This is a genomic window from Streptomyces sp. NPDC005898 (genome assembly GCF_040629635.1).
Lineage (GTDB): Bacteria > Actinomycetota > Actinomycetes > Streptomycetales > Streptomycetaceae > Streptomyces.
Map to the genome: position 1 here is coordinate 117,185 of NZ_JBEXWC010000015.1, position 17,727 is coordinate 134,911.

Sequence of the window (17,727 nt, forward strand, 5' to 3'; positions counted from 1 at the left end):
GGCCAGGGCCGCGCACCCGGCCGCGCCGTCGAAGACCGCAGTTCCAGGCGCGAGCATGAGGAGCACCGTTGAGCAGGTTGCGCTGGCTGACCGCTGGGGAGTCCCACGGACCCGCACTTGTCGCCACGCTGGAGGGACTTCCCGCCGGCGTGGCGATCACCACGGACATGGTGGCGGACCACCTGGCCCGGCGGCGGCTCGGCTATGGACGCGGCGCCCGCATGAAGTTCGAGCGTGACGAGGTCACCTTCCTCGGCGGCGTGCGGCACGGCCTGACCATGGGCTCGCCGGTGGCGATCATGGTCGGCAACACCGAGTGGCCCAAGTGGGAGCAGGTCATGGCGGCCGACCCGGTCGACCCCGAGATCCTGGCCGACCTGGCCCGCAACGCCCCTCTGACCCGCCCCCGCCCCGGCCACGCCGACCTCGCCGGCATGCAGAAGTACGGCTTCGACGAGGCCCGGCCGATCCTGGAGCGCGCCTCCGCCCGCGAGACCGCAGCCCGCGTCGCACTCGGCGCCGTCGCCCGCTCCTACCTCAAGGAGACGGCCGGCATCGAGATCGTCAGCCACGTCACCGAACTGGCGGCCGCCAAGGCGCCCTACGGCCTCTACCCGACCCCCGCGGACGTCGAGAGGCTCGACGCCGACCCGGTGCGCTGCCTGGACGCCGACGCGTCGAAGGCGATGGTCGCCGAGATCGACCAGGCCCACAAGGACGGCGACACCCTCGGCGGCGTCGTCGAAGTGCTCGCCTACGGCGTGCCCGTCGGCCTCGGCTCGCACGTGCACTGGGACCGGCGGCTCGACGCGCGGCTCGCCGCCGCCCTCATGGGCATCCAGGCCATCAAGGGCGTCGAGGTCGGCGACGGCTTCGACCTCGCGCGCGTGCCCGGCTCAAAGGCGCACGACGAGATCGTCACCACCGAGGACGGCATCAAGCGCACCTCGGGCCGCTCCGGCGGCACCGAGGGCGGCCTGACCACCGGGGAGCTGCTGCGCGTCCGCGCCGCGATGAAGCCCATCGCGACCGTGCCGCGCGCCCTCGCCACCATCGACGTGGCCACCGGCGAGGCCGCCAAGGCGCACCACCAGCGCTCCGACGTGTGCGCCGTCCCCGCCGCAGGCATCGTCGCCGAGGCCATGGTCGCGCTCGTCCTCGCCGACGCCGTCGCCGAGAAGTTCGGCGGCGACAGCGTCCCCGAGACCCGGCGGAACGTGCGCTCCTACCTCGACAACCTCCAGATCCGGTGACCGGCCCGCAGATCGTTCTCGTCGGCCCCATGGGCGTGGGCAAGACCACGGTCGGCGAGCTGCTCGCCGACCGGCTCGCCGTCGCCTTCCGGGACACCGACGCCGACATCGTCGCCGCCCAGGGCCGCGAGATCGCGGACATCTTCGTCGACGAGGGCGAGCCGTACTTCCGCGACCTGGAGCGGCGGGCCGTGCGCGCCGCCGTAGAGGAGCACAGCGGCGTCCTCGCACTCGGCGGGGGCGCGATCCTCGACGCGTCGACGCGCGCGCTGCTCGCCCCGCACCCCGTCGTCTACCTCTCGATGGACGTCGAGGAGGCCGTCAGGCGGACCGGCCTCAACCAGGCGCGCCCGCTGCTGGCGGTCAACCCGCGCAAGCAGTGGCGCGAGCTGATGGACGCCCGCCGCCGGCTGTACACCGAAGTCGCCCGCGCGGTCGTCGCCACCGACGGCCGCACCCCCGAAGAGGTCGCCCAGGCGGTCCTCGACGCACTGGAGTTGAAGGAAGCATGACGACGGAGCAGACCCCCACCCGAATCCACGTCGGCGCCACCGCCGGAACGGATGCGTACGAGGTCCTGGTCGGTCGGCAGCTCCTCGGCGAGCTGCCCGCACTCATCGGCGGCCAGGTCAAGCGGGTCGCCGTGATCCACCCCGAGGCGCTCGCCGAGACCGGCGACGCGCTGCGCCAGGACCTCGCCGACCAGGGGTACGAGGCCGTCGCCATCCAGGTGCCCAACGCCGAGGAGGCCAAGACGGCCGAGGTCGCCGCGTACTGCTGGAAGGCCCTCGGCCAGTCCGGCTTCACGCGCAGCGACCTCATCGTCGGCGTCGGCGGCGGCGCCACGACCGACCTCGCCGGGTTCGTGGCGGCGACCTGGCTGCGCGGGGTGCGCTGGATCGCCGTCCCGACCACGGTGCTCGGCATGGTGGACGCGGCCGTCGGCGGCAAGACCGGCATCAACACCGCCGAGGGCAAGAACCTCGTGGGCTCCTTCCACCCGCCCGCCGGGGTCCTGTGCGACCTCGCGGCGCTCGACTCGCTCCCGGTGAACGACTACGTCTCCGGGCTCGCGGAGATCATCAAGGCCGGCTTCATCGCCGACCCGGTGATCCTCGAACTCATCGAGGCCGACCCGCAGGCGGCCCGCACGCCCGCGGGCCCGCACACCGCCGAGCTGATCGAGCGCTCCATCAGGGTCAAGGCCGAGGTCGTCTCCGGAGACCTCAAGGAGGCGGGCCTGCGCGAGATCCTGAACTACGGACACACCCTCGCGCACGCCATCGAGAAGAACGAGCGCTACAAGTGGCGCCACGGCGCCGCGGTCTCCGTGGGCATGCTCTTCGCCGCCGAACTCGGCCGACTGGCCGGACGCCTGGACGACGCGACGGCCGACCGGCACCGCACCGTCCTGGAGTCGGTCGGGCTCCCCCTGACCTACCGCTACGACCAGTGGCCCAAGCTTCTGGAGACCATGAAGGTCGACAAGAAGTCCCGCGGTGACCTGCTGCGCTTCATCGTCCTGGACGGCCTAGGCAAGCCGACCGTCCTGGAGGGCCCGGACCCGGCGGTGCTGCTCGCCGCGTACGGCGAAGTGGGCCAGTAGCCCGCCGCCGTGGCCCCGGTATCCGGCCACGGGCACTTCACGGCCTCCCCGGCCGTTCACACAACGGCGGCCGGGGACGGTACCGTTCGGTAACGGGCGGCCCGGCCGCCGCCCGACCAGCGTCAGTCGCACGAGACGGAGTGGCACCGGATGCAGCACGCAGTGGGGACTCCGCTGCCGCCGCCCCATCAGCCGGGGCACGGACCGGCCACCGGCTGGTCGCCGGCCGCACATCACCCGGGCGCTCCGCCGCCGGGCACCGCCCCCCAGGGCGCCCCGCACCCGGGCGCCGCCCCGCCGCCGGGGGCACCGCACCCGCCCGCCCCGGGCTTCGTCGCGGGCGGTCCCGCGCCCCGGGCACCGGGCCAGAGCCCGCCCCAGGCACCGGGCGGGACACCGGCGACCCTCCAGCCGGGCCACGGCCCCGTGCCGCCGAACCCGGACACCACCGGTCACGTCCAGCTGCCGCCCGGCGGCCCCGTCGCGATGCCGAGCCCGCCGCCGGACATGGCGCAGGCCGACACCGGCGCGACCACGCTCGCCGTGCTGCTCATCGGCCCCGCGGGCGCGGGCAAGACGAGCGTCGCCAAGTTCTGGGCCGAGCACCGCCGCGTGCCGACGGCCCACATCAGCCTCGACGACGTGCGCGAATGGGTGCGCTCCGGGTTCGCCGACCCCCAGTCGGGGTGGAACGACCACTCGGAGGCCCAGTACCGCCTGGCCCGCCGCACCTGCGGCTTCGCCGCGCGGAACTTCCTGGCGAACGGCATATCGTGCGTCCTCGACGACGCGGTCTTCCCCGACCGCCCGGTCGTCGGCCTCGGCGGCTGGAAGCGGCACGTGGGCCCCGGACTGCTGCCCGTGGTCCTCCTGCCCGGCCTGGAGATCGTCCTGGAGCGCAACGCCGAGCGCAGCGGCAACCGCCGCCTCACGGACGAGGAAGTGGCCCGCATCCACGGCCGCATGGCCGGCTGGTACGGCTCCGGCCTGCCCATCATCGACAACTCCCAGCTGGACGTCCCCGCCACGGCCCGCGTCCTGGACGAGGTCCTCGCCCGGGCCATCACGAGCCCGCCGCAGTGGTAGCGCGCGGGCCCGCCGCTGCCGCGCACTGAGGGCCACCGCCCGGTCGGACGCGCTGGCCGGGCCGGGGTGCGCCCGCGCTCATAGGCTCGCCCCATGTCTGAGGTCTACGCGATCCGCAGAGAGCGGGTGAGGGAGCGGTGCGCCGCCGGCGGGGGCGCCGCGGCGCTGGTCTCCCGGCCCGCGAACGTCCGCTACCTCGCCGGGACGGCCCCCGAGGGCGCCGTGCTGCTCATCGGCGAGGACGAGGACGTCCTGCTGTGCGGGCGTCCCCCCGGCGAGCAGCCGGGCGAGGGGCGGCCCGACGAGGCGCTGCGCACCCGGCTGCTGCCCGTGCCGGGCGCCGATCCGGCCGTGGCGGGGGCGAAGCTGGCCGCCGCCGGGGGAGCGGAGTCGCTGGCCGTGGAGGAGCACCACCTGACCGTCGCCCGGCACCGGGCGCTCGGCTCGGTCGCGCCCCGGCTCCGGCTGGTGGACCTCGGCGGGGCGGTGGAACAGCTGCGGTACGTCAAGGACGAGGAGGAGATCTCCTGCCTGCGGATCGCCGCGGAGATCGCCGACCAGGCGCTGGGCGAGCTGCTGGAGTCGATCCTCGTCGGCCGCACGGAGCGGCATCTGGCGCTGGAGCTTGAGCGGCGGCTGGTGGACCACGGCGCGGACGGCCCGGCCTTCCCCACCTCGGTCGGCACGGGACCTCACTCCGGCCGGGGCGGCCACCGGCCCTCGGACCGGCGGGTGGAGGAGGGCGACTTCCTCTCCGTCTGCCTGGGGGCGAGCTACCGCGGATACCGGTCCGAGATCGGGCGCACGTTCGTCATCGGAACCTCGCCCGCGGACTGGCAGATCGAGCTGTACGACCTCGTCTTCGCCGCTCAACGGGCGGGCAGGGAGGCCCTCGTACCCGGTGCGGCCTGCCGTGACGTGGACCGGGCGGCACGTCAGGTGCTGACCGCCGCGGGGCACGCGGACGGCCTTCCTCCACTGACCGGACACGGTGTGGGGCTCGAAATCGACGAGGACCCGCAGCTGGCGCCCTCGGCCATGGGTAAACTGGACGCTTGCGTGCCGGTCACCGTCGAACCGGGGGTTCACCTCCCTGGCCGGGGTGGTGTCCGGATCGATGACACGCTCGTCGTGCGCCCCGAGGCGGACGGCGGACCCGAGCTACTCACCATCACGACCAAGGAACTGCTCGCGCTCTAGCGCGCGTGCCCGACCGGGGTCGTCCACCAGTCAGTCAGTGCAGGAGATTGAAGCAACCGTGGCTTCCACGAACGACCTCAAGAACGGCCTGGTGCTCAAGCTCGAAGGCGGCCAGCTCTGGTCCGTCGTCGAGTTCCAGCACGTCAAGCCCGGCAAGGGCCCGGCCTTCGTGCGCACCAAGCTCAAGAACGTGCTCTCCGGCAAGGTCGTCGACAAGACGTTCAACGCCGGCGTCAAGGTCGAAACGGCCACGATCGACAAGCGTGACATGCAGTTCTCCTACATGGACGGCGAGTACTTCGTCTTCATGGACATGGAGACCTACGACCAGCTGCACATCGACAAGAAGGCCGTCGGCGACGCCGCCAACTTCCTGATCGAGGGCTTCACCGCCACGGTCGCGCAGCACGAGGGCTCGGTGCTCTTCGTCGAGCTGCCCGCCGCCGTCGAGCTGACCATCCAGGAGACCGAGCCGGGCGTCCAGGGCGACCGCTCCACGGGCGGCACCAAGCCCGCCATCCTGGAGACCGGCCACCAGATCAACGTGCCGCTCTTCATCACCACCGGCGAGAAGATCAAGGTCGACACCCGTGACAGCAGCTACCTCGGCCGGGTGAACAGCTAACCGTGGCTGCTCGTAACACGGCCCGCAAGCGCGCCTTCCAGATCCTCTTCGAGGCGGACCAGCGCGGAACGGACGTCCTGACGGTCCTCGCCGACTGGGTGCGCCACTCGCGGTCCGACACCCGGCAGCCGCCGGTGAGCGAGTACACGATGGAACTCGTCGAGGGGTACGCGGAGCACGAGCGCCGCATCGACGAGCTCATCTCGCAGTACGCCGTCGGATGGACCCTGGACCGCATGCCGGTCGTCGACCGGAACATCATCCGGCTCGGCGCCCACGAACTGGTCTGGGTCGACGCGACGCCCGACGCGGTGGTCATCGACGAGGCGGTCCAGCTCGCCAAGGAGTTCTCCACCGACGAGTCGCCGGCCTTCGTCAACGGCCTGCTCGGACGCTTCAAGGACCTGAAGCCGTCCCTGCGCCGCGACGAGGCGTAAGAGCCCCCGTACGTCACACGAAGGGCCCACAGCGCAATGCTGCGGGCCCTTCGGTATACCCGGACCAGGCGGCGCCTTTCACCGGCGTCCGCATTTCCCGGCTCATCGCGCCGGAAATACGAAAACCGCCGGGATGGCCGCGGCCTTTCGGCTGCGGCCATCCCGGCGGCACGTTTCTGCTGAGGTGTCCCGCCCGGGGATCAGACCTCTTCGTGGGCGACGGCGCGGCGCGCGTCCGCGTCCAGCACGCCCCAGCTGATGAGCTGCTCGGTCAGGACCGAGGGGGACTGGTCGTAGATGACGGCGAGGGTGCGCAGGTCGTCCTGGCGGATCGAGAGCACCTTGCCGTTGTAGTCACCGCGCTGCGACTGGATCGTGGCGGCGTACCGCTGGAGGGGGCCCGCCTTCTCGGCCGGCACGTGGGCGAGGCGCTCCAGGTCGAGGACCAGCTTCGGCGGCGGCTCGGCGGCGCCACCGGGCGCCGTGCCGGGAAGGAGCTCCTGCACGGGGACGCCGTAGAAGTCCGCCAGCTCGGCGAGGCGCTGCACGGTCACGGCACGGTCACCGCGCTCGTACGACCCCACGACGACCGCCTTCCAGCGTCCCTGGGACTTCTCCTCGACACCGTGGAGGGAAAGGCCCTGCTGGGTACGGATCGCGCGGAGCTTGGCCCCGAGCTGCTTGGCGTATTCGCTGGACATATAGCTCCCCGGACGCTGCGACAATCATGCGGCTCCGCCGCGTGGCTGGTAACTCACTGTGAGGTTACGCAGCGTTACTTGGCTGCGTCAAGCCGAATGGTCCGTACCGCCCCTTCGGTGGAGGCCGATGACGTGGTCGCTCATCAGTACTGGTACTGTGGATGGCGCAATTTCGACGTCCTTTAACGTCCGTCCCGTGAGGCGGAGAAGGAGGTCCGTTTCATATGGACACGCAAGGCTCCAAAGACCCGACCGTCGCGCGCCCCGTTCTCGAAGGGCCCGACATCGCACGGGTGTTGACCCGTATCGCCCACGAGATCGTCGAGCGCGCCAAGGGCGCCGACGACGTGGTCCTCCTCGGCATTCCCACCCGCGGCGTCTTCCTCGGCCGCCGGCTCGCCGAGAAGCTCGAGGAGATCACCGGCCGCAAGATCCCGGTCGGCTCCCTCGACATCACCATGTACCGCGACGACCTGCGCATGCACCCGCCGCGTGCGCTGGCCCGCACCGACATCCCCGGTGACGGCATCGACGGCCGCCTGGTCGTCCTCGTCGACGACGTGCTCTTCTCCGGCCGCACCATCCGGGCCGCCCTCGACGCGCTGAACGACATCGGGCGTCCGCGCGCGGTGCAGCTCGCCGTGCTCGTCGACCGCGGCCACCGCGAACTGCCCATCCGCGCCGACTACGTGGGCAAGAACCTCCCCACGTCGCTGCGGGAGACGGTCAAGGTCCAGCTCACCGAGGAGGACGGCCGCGACGCCGTGCTGCTCGGCGCCAAGCCCGCCGCCGCCTGAAGAGACCGGCTTCCTCCCTCGCGGGCTTCTGGGGCACACCCCTGTGCGCCCGCGTGCCCGCAGACCTCCACACACCGGAGTACACCCCGATGATGCGACACCTCATCTCGGCCGCCGACCTCTCCCGCGACGACGCCGTCCTCATCCTCGACACGGCCGAGGAGATGGCACGCGTCGCCGACCGGCCGATCAAGAAGCTGCCCGCCCTGCGCGGGCGCACCGTGGTCAACCTCTTCTTCGAGGACTCCACCCGCACCAGGATCTCCTTCGAGGCCGCCGAGAAGCGCCTCTCCGCCGACGTCATCAACTTCGCCGCCAAGGGCTCCTCCGTCTCCAAGGGCGAATCCCTCAAGGACACCGCCCAGACCCTGGAGGCGATGGGCGTCGACGCCGTCGTCATCCGGCACGGTGCCTCCGGCGCCCCCTACCGCCTGGCCACCTCCGGCTGGATCGACGCCGCCGTCATCAACGCCGGCGACGGCACCCACCAGCACCCCACCCAGGCGCTGCTCGACGCCTTCACCATGCGGCGCCGGCTCGTCGGGCACGACGCCGGGCTCGGCCAGGACCTGGCCGGCAAGCACATCACCATCGTCGGTGACGTGCTGCACAGCCGCGTCGCCCGCTCCAACGTCGACCTGCTGCACACCCTCGGCGCCGAGGTCACCCTCGTCGCCCCGCCCACGCTGGTGCCGGTCGGCGTCGAGCAGTGGCCCTGCGAGGTCTCGTACGACCTGGACGGCGTGCTGCCGAAGTCCGACGCCGTGATGATGCTGCGCGTGCAGCGCGAGCGCATGAACGCCGCGTTCTTCCCCACCGAGCGCGAGTACTCCCGGCGCTACGGCCTGGACGGCGAGCGCATGGCGAAGATGCCCGAGCACGCCATCGTCATGCACCCCGGGCCGATGGTCCGCGGCATGGAGATCACCGCCGAGGTCGCCGACTCCCCGCGCTGCACGGTCGTCGAACAGGTCGCCAACGGCGTCTCCATCCGCATGGCCGTCCTCTACCTGCTCCTGGGCGGCAACGAGCCCGCCGTCACCCACACCCGGCCCGTCGATTCGGAGAACAAGTAACCATGAGCAAGATCCTGATCCGCGGTGCGAAGGTGCTGGGCGGCGAGGCGCGGGACGTCCTGATCGACGGCGAGACCATCGAGGCCGTGGGCGCCGCTCTGAGCGCCGAGGGCGCCGACGTCGTCGAGGCCGACGGCAAGGTCCTCCTGCCGGGCCTCGTGGACCTGCACACCCATCTGCGCGAGCCGGGCCGCGAGGACTCCGAGACCGTCCTGACCGGCACCCGCGCCGCCGCCTCCGGTGGCTACACCGCCGTGTTCGCCATGGCCAACACCTTCCCCGTCGCCGACACCGCCGGCGTGGTCGAGCAGGTCTACCGCCTCGGCAAGGAGTCCGGCTACTGCGACGTGCAGCCCATCGGCGCCGTCACCGTCGGCCTGGAGGGCAAGAAGCTCGCCGAGCTGGGCGCCATGCACGAGTCCGCCGCCGGGGTCACCGTCTTCTCCGACGACGGCAAGTGCGTCGACGACGCCGTCATGATGCGCCGCGCCCTGGAGTACGTGAAGGCCTTCAACGGCGTCATCGCGCAGCACGCGCAGGAGCCCCGCCTCACCGAGGGCGCCCAGATGAACGAGGGCGTCGTCTCCGCGGAGCTGGGCCTCGGCGGCTGGCCCGCCGTCGCCGAGGAGTCGATCATCGCCCGGGACGTGCTGCTCGCCGAGCACGTCGGCTCGCGGGTGCACATCTGCCACCTGTCGACCGCCGGCTCCGTGGAGATCGTGCGCTGGGCCAAGTCGCGCGGCATCGACGTCACCGCCGAGGTCACCCCGCACCACCTGCTCCTCACGGACGAGCTGGTGCGCTCCTACAACCCCGTCTACAAGGTCAACCCGCCGCTGCGCACCGAGCGGGACGTCATGGCGCTGCGCGAGGCCCTCGCCGACGGCACCATCGACATCGTCGCCACCGACCACGCCCCGCACCCGCACGAGGACAAGGACTGCGAGTGGGCCGCGGCCGCCATGGGCATGGTCGGCCTGGAGACCGCGCTGTCCGTCGTCCAGCGGACGATGGTCGAGACGGGCCTGCTGACCTGGGAGGCGGTCGCCGACCGGATGTCCTTCAAGCCCGCCCTGATCGGCGGGGCCACCGGCCACGGCCGCCCCGTCTCGGCAGGTGAGCCCGCCAACCTCGTCCTGGTCGATGCCGATTACCGTGGGGAAGTGGACCCCGCGGGCTTCGCCTCGCGCAGCCGCAACACTCCCTATGAGGGCCGCGAGCTGCCGGGCCGCGTCACGCACACGTGGCTGAGGGGTCGGGCCACGCTCGTCGACGGGAAACTCGCGTGACATCACTTGTGGAACTGGCCGCCGAGAAGGAATCGGCGGACGTCACCGACTGGGCCGCACGGCTCGGCTGGGTCGTCGGACTGCTGCTCTTCATCGCGCTCGTGTACTGGCTGATGCGCGAGGGCTGGAAGTGGCGCGGCACGCTCCAGGGCGACCTGCCCGAGCTGCCCGGCGCGCCGTCCGAGACGGGCCCGGCGAGACTGGAGCTGAGCGGCCGCTACCACGGCTCCACCACGGCGGGGCAGTGGCTCGACCGGATCGTGGCGCACGGCCTGGGCAGCCGCAGCCGCGTCGAGCTGACGCTCACCGACGAGGGACTGGACGTCACGCGCCCCGGCGCGAGCGACTTCTTCGTCCCGGTCGGTCAGCTGCGCGGGGCCCGTCTCGACAAGGGCATCGCGGGCAAGGTGCTCGCCGAGGGCGGTCTGCTGATCGTCACCTGGGAGCACGGCGGCAAGCTCATCGACTCGGGCTTCCGCTCGGACCACGCGGCCGAGCAGGCCGCATGGGTCGAGTCCATCAACACCATGATCAATACCGCTACGACGGAAGGCACCGCACGATGACGACCTCCACCCGGGGAGCCGCCAAGGCTCCCGCCGTACTCGTCCTGGAGGACGGCCGCATCTTCCGCGGCCGTGCCTACGGGGCCGTGGGGGAGACCTTCGGCGAAGCGGTGTTCTCCACCGGCATGACCGGCTACCAGGAGACCCTGACCGACCCCTCCTACGACCGCCAGATCGTGGTCGCCACCGCCCCCCAGATCGGCAACACCGGCTGGAACGACGAGGACGACGAGTCGGGCCGCATCTGGGTCTCCGGCTACGTGGTGCGCGACCCCGCGCGCGTCCCCTCCAACTGGCGCGCCCGGCGCTCCCTCGACGAGGCGCTCCTCGCGCAGGGCGTCGTCGGCATCTCCGGCATCGACACCCGCGCCCTCACCCGCCACCTGCGCGAGAGCGGCTCCATGCGCTCCGGCATCTTCTCCGGCGAGGCGCTGGCCGCCGACGCCGAGCTGGTCGCCCGCGTCCAGGCGCAGCCCCCCATGAAGGGCGCCAGCCTGTACGAGGAGGTCGCCACCAAGGAGGCCTACGTGGTCCCGGCCGTCGGCGAGAAGAAGTTCACCGTCGCCGCCATCGACCTCGGCATCAAGGGCATGACCCCGCACCGCATGGCCGAGCGCGGCATCGAGGTGCACGTGCTGCCCGCGACCGCCACCGAGGAGGACGTGTACGCGCTCGCTCCCGACGGGGTCTTCTTCTCCAACGGCCCCGGCGACCCGGCCACCGCCGAGGGACCGGTCGCGCTGATGGCCGCCGTCCTCAAGCGCAGGACGCCGCTCTTCGGCATCTGCTTCGGCAACCAGATCCTCGGCCGGGCGCTCGGCTTCGGCACCTACAAGCTGAAGTACGGCCACCGCGGCATCAACCAGCCCGTGCAGGACCGCACGACCGGCAAGGTCGAGGTCACCGCGCACAACCACGGCTTCGCCGTCGACGCCCCCCTCGACAAGGTCTCCGACACCCCCTACGGCCGCGCCGAGGTCTCCCACGTATGCCTGAACGACCAGGTGGTGGAGGGGCTCCAGCTCCTCGACCAGCCGGCGTTCAGCGTCCAGTACCACCCCGAAGCAGCCGCGGGTCCGCACGACGCCGCGTACCTCTTCGACCGCTTCGTATCCCTGATGGAGGGCCAGCGTGCCTAAGCGCACCGATATCCAGTCCGTCCTGGTCATCGGCTCCGGCCCGATCGTCATCGGGCAGGCCGCCGAGTTCGACTACTCCGGCACCCAGGCGTGCCGGGTCCTGAAGGCCGAGGGCCTGCGGGTCATCCTCGTCAACTCCAACCCGGCGACGATCATGACCGACCCGGAGATCGCCGACGCCACGTACGTCGAGCCGATCACCCCGGAGTTCGTCGAGAAGATCATCGCCAAGGAGCGCCCCGACGCGCTGCTGCCGACGCTGGGCGGCCAGACGGCCCTCAACACGGCCATCTCCATGCACGAGCAGGGCGTCCTGGAGCAGTACGGCGTCGAGCTCATCGGCGCCAACGTCGAGGCGATCAACAAGGGCGAGGACCGCGACCTCTTCAAGGGCGTCGTCGAAGAGGTCCGCAAGAAGATCGGGCACGGCGAGTCCGCCCGCTCCTACATCTGCCACTCCATGGACGACGTCCTCAGGGGCGTCGAGGAGCTCGGCGGCTACCCCGTCGTCGTGCGCCCCTCCTTCACCATGGGCGGCGCCGGCTCCGGCTTCGCCCACGACGAGGAGGAGCTGCGCCGCATCGCGGGTCAGGGCCTGACGCTCTCGCCGACCACCGAGGTGCTCCTGGAGGAGTCCATCCTCGGCTGGAAGGAGTACGAGCTGGAGCTGATGCGCGACAAGAACGACAACGTCGTGGTCGTCTGCTCCATCGAGAACTTCGACCCCATGGGCGTGCACACCGGCGACTCGATCACCGTCGCCCCGTCGATGACGCTGACCGACCGCGAGTACCAGATCCTGCGCGACGTCGGCATCGCGATCATCCGCGAGGTCGGCGTCGACACCGGCGGCTGCAACATCCAGTTCGCGGTCAACCCCGAGGACGGCCGGGTCATCGTCATCGAGATGAACCCGCGCGTCTCCCGGTCCTCCGCGCTCGCCTCCAAGGCCACCGGCTTCCCGATCGCGAAGATCGCCGCGAAGCTGGCCGTCGGCTACACGCTGGACGAGATCCCCAACGACATCACGGAGAAGACGCCGGCCTCCTTCGAGCCGACCCTCGACTACGTCGTCGTCAAGGCCCCGCGGTTCGCCTTCGAGAAGTTCCCCTCGGCGGACTCGACCCTGACGACCACCATGAAGTCGGTCGGCGAGGCCATGGCCATCGGCCGCAACTTCACCGAGGCGCTCCAAAAGGCGCTGCGGTCGCTGGAGAAGAAGGGCTCGCAGTTCACCTTCGTGGGCGAGCCCGGCGACAAGACCCTCCTCCTGGAGGAGGCCGCCCGGCCGACCGACGGGCGCATCAACACCGTCATGCAGGCCATCCGCGCCGGCGCCACCCCCGAGGAGGTCTTCGACCACACGAAGATCGACCCGTGGTTCGTCGACCAGCTCTTCCTCATCAAGGAGATCGCGGACGAGCTGGCCGCCGCCGAGCGCCTCGACTCCGGCCTGCTCGCCGAGGCCAAGCGGCACGGCTTCTCCGACGCCCAGATCGCCGAGATCCGCGGCCTGCGCGAGGACGTCGTGCGCGAGGTGCGGCACGCGCTCGGCGTGCGCCCGGTCTACAAGACGGTCGACACCTGCGCCGCCGAGTTCGCCGCGAAGACGCCGTACTTCTACTCCTCCTACGACGAGGAGAGCGAGGTCGCCCCGCGCGAGAAGCCCGCGGTGATCATCCTGGGCTCGGGCCCGAACCGCATCGGCCAGGGCATCGAGTTCGACTACTCCTGCGTCCACGCCTCCTTCGCGCTGAGCGACGCGGGCTACGAGACCGTGATGGTCAACTGCAACCCGGAGACCGTCTCCACGGACTACGACACCTCCGACCGGCTCTACTTCGAGCCGCTCACCCTGGAGGACGTCCTGGAGATCGTCCACGCCGAGGCGCAGGCCGGCCCGATCGCGGGCGTCATCGTCCAGCTCGGCGGCCAGACCCCGCTCGGCCTCTCGCAGGCCCTGAAGGACAACGGCGTCCCGGTCGTCGGCACCTCGCCCGAGGCCATCCACGCCGCCGAGGACCGCGGCGCCTTCGGCCGCGTCCTCGCCGAGGCCGGCCTGCCCGCGCCGAAGCACGGCACCGCCACCACCTTCAGCGAGGCCAAGGCCATCGCCGACGAGATCGGCTACCCCGTCCTCGTCCGCCCCTCGTACGTGCTCGGCGGCCGCGGCATGGAGATCGTGTACGACGAGGTCCGCCTCGCCTCGTACATCGAGGAGTCGACCGAGATCAGCCCCTCGCGGCCGGTCCTCGTCGACCGCTTCCTGGACGACGCCATCGAGATCGACGTCGACGCGCTCTACGACGGCAGCGAGCTGTACCTCGGCGGCGTCATGGAGCACATCGAGGAGGCCGGCATCCACTCCGGCGACTCGGCGTGCGCGCTGCCCCCGATCACCCTCGGCGGCTTCGACATCAAGCGCCTGCGCGCCTCCACGGAGGGCATCGCCAAGGGCGTCGGCGTCCGCGGGCTGATCAACATCCAGTTCGCCATGGCGGGCGACATCCTCTACGTCCTGGAGGCCAACCCGCGCGCCTCGCGCACCGTCCCCTTCACCTCGAAGGCGACCGCGGTGCCGCTGGCCAAGGCCGCCGCCCGGATCTCGCTCGGCGCCACCATCGCCGAGCTGCGCGCCGAGGGCATGCTGCCCAAGCAGGGCGACGGGGGCACGCTGCCCATGGACGCGCCGATCTCCGTCAAGGAGGCCGTCATGCCGTGGTCGCGCTTCCGCGACATCCACGGACGCGGCGTCGACACCGTCCTCGGCCCGGAGATGCGCTCCACCGGCGAGGTCATGGGCATCGACACGGTCTTCGGCACCGCCTACGCCAAGTCGCAGGCCGGGGCCTACGGGCCGCTGCCCACCAAGGGCCGCGCCTTCATCTCCGTCGCCAACCGCGACAAGCGCTCGATGATCTTCCCGGCGCGCGAACTGGTCGCCCACGGCTTCGAGCTGCTCGCCACGTCCGGCACGGCCGAGGTGCTCAAGCGCAACGGCATCAACGCCACGGTCGTGCGCAAGCAGTCCGAGGGCGAGGGTCCGGGCGGCGAGAAGACGATCGTCCAGCTCATCCACGACGGCGGTGTCGACCTCATCGTCAACACCCCCTACGGCACCGGTGGCCGCCTCGACGGCTACGAGATCCGCACGGCCGCCGTGGCGCGCTCCGTGCCATGCCTGACGACGGTCCAGGCGCTCGCCGCCGCCGTCCAGGGCATCGACGCGCTCAACCACGGGGGCGTGGGCGTCCGGTCCCTCCAGGAGCACGCGGAACGCCTGACCGCGGCCCGCGACTAGCAGCCCCGAGGGGGACACCGGAAACGGTGTCCCCCTCTTCATGAGGCTCATTCGCGGCTCACTCCGAGGCTCTCTCCGAGGACAACGAACATGTACAAGCTCTTCTTCAACCTCGTCTTCAAGCGCATGGACCCGGAGCGGGCCCATCACCTCGCCTTCCGCTGGATCCGTCTCGCGGCCCGCGTCCCCGTGCTGCGCACCTTCCTCGCCGCCGCCCTCGCGCCCCGTCACGAGGAACTGCGCACCGAGGCCCTCGGGCTGCGGATGCACGGTCCGTTCGGGCTCGCGGCGGGCTTCGACAAGAACGCCGTCGCGATCGACGGCATGGCGATGCTCGGCTTCGACCACATCGAGATCGGCACGGTCACGGGCGAGCCCCAGCCCGGCAACCCCAAGAAGCGGCTGTTCCGCCTCGTCCAGGACCGCGCGCTGATCAACCGCATGGGCTTCAACAACGAGGGCTCCGCGGCCGTCGCCGAGCGCCTCGCCTCCCGTAGGCCTGCCTTCAAGGCCGTCGTCGGCGTCAACATCGGCAAGACCAAGGTCGTGCCGGAGGAGGAGGCCGCCGCCGACTACGTGAAGTCGACCGAGCGGCTCGCCCGCCACGCCGACTACCTGGTCGTCAACGTCTCGTCCCCCAACACCCCGGGCCTGCGCAACCTCCAGGCCACCGAGTCGCTGCGGCCCCTGCTGACCGCCGTGCGCGAGGCCGCCGACCGCAGCGTCGAGGGCCGCCGGGTGCCGCTCCTGGTCAAGATCGCCCCCGACCTCGCGGACGAGGACGTCGACGCCGTCGCGGACCTCGCCGTCGAGCTGAGCCTGGACGGCATCATCGCCACGAACACGACCATCGCGCGCGAGAGCCTCGGTCTGCGGTCCGACCCCTCCCTGGTGCGGGAGACCGGCGGGCTCTCCGGAGCGCCCCTCAAGGAGCGCTCCCTGGAGGTCCTGCGCCGCCTCTACGCGCGCGTGGGCGACCGCATCACCCTCGTCGGCGTCGGAGGCGTGGAGAACGCCGAGGACGCCTGGCAGCGCATCCTGGCGGGCGCCACCCTGGTCCAGGGCTACAGCGCCTTCATCTACGAAGGGCCCTTCTGGGCCCGCGCGATCCACAAGGGTCTCGCCGCGCGCCTCAACGCCTCCCCGTACGCCACGCTCGCCGAGGCCGTCGGCGCCGACGCAAGGAAGTCCGCATGAGTGCCGAGGAGATCCGCGTGGGCGCCCCCGAACCCTTCGGCGCCCGCCTGCGTCACGCCATGGACGAGCGGGGCCCGCTGTGCGTCGGCATCGACCCGCACGCCTCACTGCTGTCCGCGTGGGGGCTGAACGACGACATCGCGGGCCTGGAACGGTTCACGCGGACCGTCGTCGAGGCGCTCGCCGGGAGCGTCGCCGTCTTCAAGCCGCAGAGCGCGTTCTTCGAGCGCTTCGGCTCGCGGGGCATCGCCGTCCTGGAGAAGGCCGTCGCGGAGCTGCGCGAGGCCGGTGCCCTGGTCGTGATGGACGCCAAGCGCGGCGACATCGGCTCGACCATGGCCGCGTACGCCGAGACCTTCCTGCACAAGGACTCCCCGCTGTTCAGCGACGCGCTCACGGTCTCGCCCTACCTCGGGTACGGCTCGCTGAGGCCGGCCGTCGAACTCGCCCGGGAGAACGGCGCGGGGCTGTTCGTGCTGGCCCTCACCTCCAACCCGGAGGGCGCCGAGGTCCAGCACGCGCAGCGCGAGGACGGCCGTACGGTCGCGGCCACCGTCCTCGGCCACCTCGCCGCCGACAACGCCGGCCAGACGCCCCTCGGCTCCTTCGGCGCGGTCGTCGGCGCGACGCTGGGCGACCTCTCCTCGTACGACCTCGGGATCAACGGCCCGCTGCTCGCGCCCGGCATCGGCGCGCAGGGCGCGACCCCGGCCGATCTGCCGGGCGTCTTCGGCGCCGCCGTGCGCAACGTGGTGCCGAGCGTGAGCCGGGGAGTGCTGCGGTACGGGCCGGACGCCGCCGGCCTGCGCGGGGCCGCGGAGCGTTTCGCGGACGAGATCCGGACGGCCGTCGAGGCGGCCTGACGGGAGCGGCGGAGCGCGCGTCGTGCTCCCGGCGACGACTCACCGGCCGAAAGCCGGTGAGATATGCCGGGAATGTCCGGCTCGACAGAGGCTGACCAGGACTTTTCGTCTGTTCTCGCTGACTCCGGCGGCCATGGCCGCTAGTCTCCGAGGGAGTCAACGGGCAAGCGCGTTGCACGTTGCTCCCCAGGTGTGGGGCGACTAGGTTCCTCACCGGTCCGTATCCGACAGTTCGACATCCGAGGTGACGTAGGCGTGGCTCTTCCGCCCCTTACCCCTGAACAGCGCGCAGCCGCGCTCGAAAAGGCCGCCGCGGCTCGCCGGGAGCGGGCCGAGGTCAAGAATCGACTCAAGCACTCCGGGGCCTCGCTTCACGAGGTCATCAAGCAGGGCCAGGAGAACGATGTCATCGGCAAGATGAAGGTCTCCGCCCTCCTGGAGTCCCTGCCTGGCGTGGGCAAGGTCCGCGCCAAGCAGATCATGGAGCGTCTTGGCATCTCCGAGAGCCGCCGTGTGCGCGGTCTCGGCTCCAACCAGATCGCGTCTCTTGAGCGCGAGTTCGGCGGTGGCGCTGCCTGACGTTCTCAGGCA

General features: G+C 71.5%; 17 protein-coding genes. 16 read left to right on the forward strand and 1 reads right to left on the reverse strand.

Annotated elements, in window-relative coordinates:
* Positions 1–68 precede the first annotated feature (68 nt).
* From aroC to nusB, 7 genes are all read left to right on the forward strand, one after another.
* The gene (aroC, locus tag ABZ385_RS21185) at positions 69–1,253 is read left to right on the forward strand and encodes a chorismate synthase (RefSeq protein WP_358912599.1); all 1,185 of its coding nucleotides are present in this window, start codon (positions 69–71) and stop codon (positions 1,251–1,253) included.
* Positions 1,250–1,765, forward strand: a complete 516-nt coding sequence (locus tag ABZ385_RS21190) for a shikimate kinase (RefSeq protein ID WP_358583969.1) — start codon at positions 1,250–1,252, stop codon at positions 1,763–1,765. Before aroC ends, ABZ385_RS21190 begins: the two co-directional genes overlap by 4 nt.
* The gene (gene aroB, locus ABZ385_RS21195; RefSeq protein ID WP_358697645.1) at positions 1,762–2,859 is read left to right on the forward strand and encodes a 3-dehydroquinate synthase; all 1,098 of its coding nucleotides are present in this window, start codon (positions 1,762–1,764) and stop codon (positions 2,857–2,859) included. Before ABZ385_RS21190 ends, aroB begins: the two co-directional genes overlap by 4 nt.
* A gap of 150 nt (positions 2,860–3,009) precedes the next feature.
* On the forward strand, positions 3,010–3,945 hold the full coding sequence (locus ABZ385_RS21200) for a Pro-rich N-terminal domain-containing protein (protein ID WP_358912600.1): 936 nt from the start codon (positions 3,010–3,012) through the stop codon (positions 3,943–3,945).
* A 93-nt stretch (positions 3,946–4,038) separates the two neighbouring features.
* The gene (locus tag ABZ385_RS21205; protein WP_358583974.1) at positions 4,039–5,145 is read left to right on the forward strand and encodes an aminopeptidase P family protein; all 1,107 of its coding nucleotides are present in this window, start codon (positions 4,039–4,041) and stop codon (positions 5,143–5,145) included.
* Positions 5,146–5,203: 58 nt separating this feature from the next.
* The gene (efp, locus tag ABZ385_RS21210; protein ID WP_358583976.1) at positions 5,204–5,770 is read left to right on the forward strand and encodes an elongation factor P; all 567 of its coding nucleotides are present in this window, start codon (positions 5,204–5,206) and stop codon (positions 5,768–5,770) included.
* A 2-nt stretch (positions 5,771–5,772) separates the two neighbouring features.
* The gene (gene nusB / locus ABZ385_RS21215; protein ID WP_358583978.1) at positions 5,773–6,207 is read left to right on the forward strand and encodes a transcription antitermination factor NusB; all 435 of its coding nucleotides are present in this window, start codon (positions 5,773–5,775) and stop codon (positions 6,205–6,207) included.
* Between the two features lie 200 nt (positions 6,208–6,407).
* Here the strand turns inward: nusB and bldD are convergent, their stop codons facing one another.
* Positions 6,408–6,908, reverse strand: a complete 501-nt coding sequence (gene bldD, locus ABZ385_RS21220; RefSeq protein WP_055698930.1) for a transcriptional regulator BldD — start codon at positions 6,906–6,908, stop codon at positions 6,408–6,410.
* A gap of 224 nt (positions 6,909–7,132) precedes the next feature.
* Between bldD and pyrR the strand changes: the two genes are divergently transcribed.
* The 9 genes from pyrR (at position 7,133) to ABZ385_RS21265 (ending at position 17,715) form a co-directional block, all read left to right on the forward strand.
* A complete protein-coding gene (gene pyrR, locus ABZ385_RS21225; RefSeq protein WP_358583980.1) occupies positions 7,133–7,705 on the forward strand; it encodes a bifunctional pyr operon transcriptional regulator/uracil phosphoribosyltransferase PyrR in 573 nt (190 codons plus the stop codon).
* Between the two features lie 89 nt (positions 7,706–7,794).
* A complete protein-coding gene (locus ABZ385_RS21230) occupies positions 7,795–8,781 on the forward strand; it encodes an aspartate carbamoyltransferase catalytic subunit (RefSeq protein ID WP_358583999.1) in 987 nt (328 codons plus the stop codon).
* Between the two features lie 2 nt (positions 8,782–8,783).
* On the forward strand, positions 8,784–10,070 hold the full coding sequence (locus ABZ385_RS21235; protein ID WP_358583982.1) for a dihydroorotase: 1,287 nt from the start codon (positions 8,784–8,786) through the stop codon (positions 10,068–10,070).
* Positions 10,067–10,636 (forward strand): hypothetical protein, encoded by a 570-nt coding sequence (locus ABZ385_RS21240; protein WP_358583984.1) that lies wholly within the window; start codon positions 10,067–10,069, stop codon positions 10,634–10,636. The genes ABZ385_RS21235 and ABZ385_RS21240 overlap by 4 nt, the downstream gene beginning before the upstream one ends.
* On the forward strand, positions 10,633–11,775 hold the full coding sequence (gene carA / locus ABZ385_RS21245; protein WP_358583986.1) for a glutamine-hydrolyzing carbamoyl-phosphate synthase small subunit: 1,143 nt from the start codon (positions 10,633–10,635) through the stop codon (positions 11,773–11,775). Before ABZ385_RS21240 ends, carA begins: the two co-directional genes overlap by 4 nt.
* Complete coding sequence (carB, locus tag ABZ385_RS21250; RefSeq protein WP_358697244.1) at positions 11,768–15,076, forward strand: carbamoyl-phosphate synthase large subunit; 3,309 nt, start codon at positions 11,768–11,770, stop codon at positions 15,074–15,076. Before carA ends, carB begins: the two co-directional genes overlap by 8 nt.
* Positions 15,077–15,166: 90 nt before the next feature.
* Positions 15,167–16,273, forward strand: coding sequence for a quinone-dependent dihydroorotate dehydrogenase (locus ABZ385_RS21255; RefSeq protein WP_358912602.1), 1,107 nt, complete (start codon positions 15,167–15,169; stop codon positions 16,271–16,273).
* Entirely contained in the window at positions 16,270–17,136 is an 867-nt protein-coding gene (gene pyrF, locus ABZ385_RS21260) for an orotidine-5'-phosphate decarboxylase (protein WP_358912603.1), read from the forward strand. Before ABZ385_RS21255 ends, pyrF begins: the two co-directional genes overlap by 4 nt.
* 255 nt (positions 17,137–17,391) lie before the next feature.
* A complete protein-coding gene (locus ABZ385_RS21265; protein WP_005319887.1) occupies positions 17,392–17,715 on the forward strand; it encodes an integration host factor in 324 nt (107 codons plus the stop codon).
* Positions 17,716–17,727: the final 12 nt, after the last annotated feature.

Excerpts from the sequence above, each read along its gene's own strand:
- aroB (WP_358697645.1), top strand. The coding sequence starts at position 1,762 with ATGACGACGGAGCAGACCCCCACCCGAATCCACGTCGGCGCCACCGCC.
- ABZ385_RS21200 (WP_358912600.1), top strand. The coding sequence starts at position 3,010 with ATGCAGCACGCAGTGGGGACTCCGCTGCCGCCGCCCCATCAGCCGGGG.
- ABZ385_RS21205 (WP_358583974.1), top strand. The coding sequence starts at position 4,039 with ATGTCTGAGGTCTACGCGATCCGCAGAGAGCGGGTGAGGGAGCGGTGC.
- bldD (WP_055698930.1), bottom strand. The coding sequence starts at position 6,908 with ATGTCCAGCGAATACGCCAAGCAGCTCGGGGCCAAGCTCCGCGCGATC.
- pyrR (WP_358583980.1), top strand. The coding sequence starts at position 7,133 with ATGGACACGCAAGGCTCCAAAGACCCGACCGTCGCGCGCCCCGTTCTC.
- ABZ385_RS21230 (WP_358583999.1), top strand. The coding sequence starts at position 7,795 with ATGATGCGACACCTCATCTCGGCCGCCGACCTCTCCCGCGACGACGCC.
- ABZ385_RS21235 (WP_358583982.1), top strand. The coding sequence starts at position 8,784 with ATGAGCAAGATCCTGATCCGCGGTGCGAAGGTGCTGGGCGGCGAGGCG.
- carA (WP_358583986.1), top strand. The coding sequence starts at position 10,633 with ATGACGACCTCCACCCGGGGAGCCGCCAAGGCTCCCGCCGTACTCGTC.
- ABZ385_RS21255 (WP_358912602.1), top strand. The coding sequence starts at position 15,167 with ATGTACAAGCTCTTCTTCAACCTCGTCTTCAAGCGCATGGACCCGGAG.
- pyrF (WP_358912603.1), top strand. The coding sequence starts at position 16,270 with ATGAGTGCCGAGGAGATCCGCGTGGGCGCCCCCGAACCCTTCGGCGCC.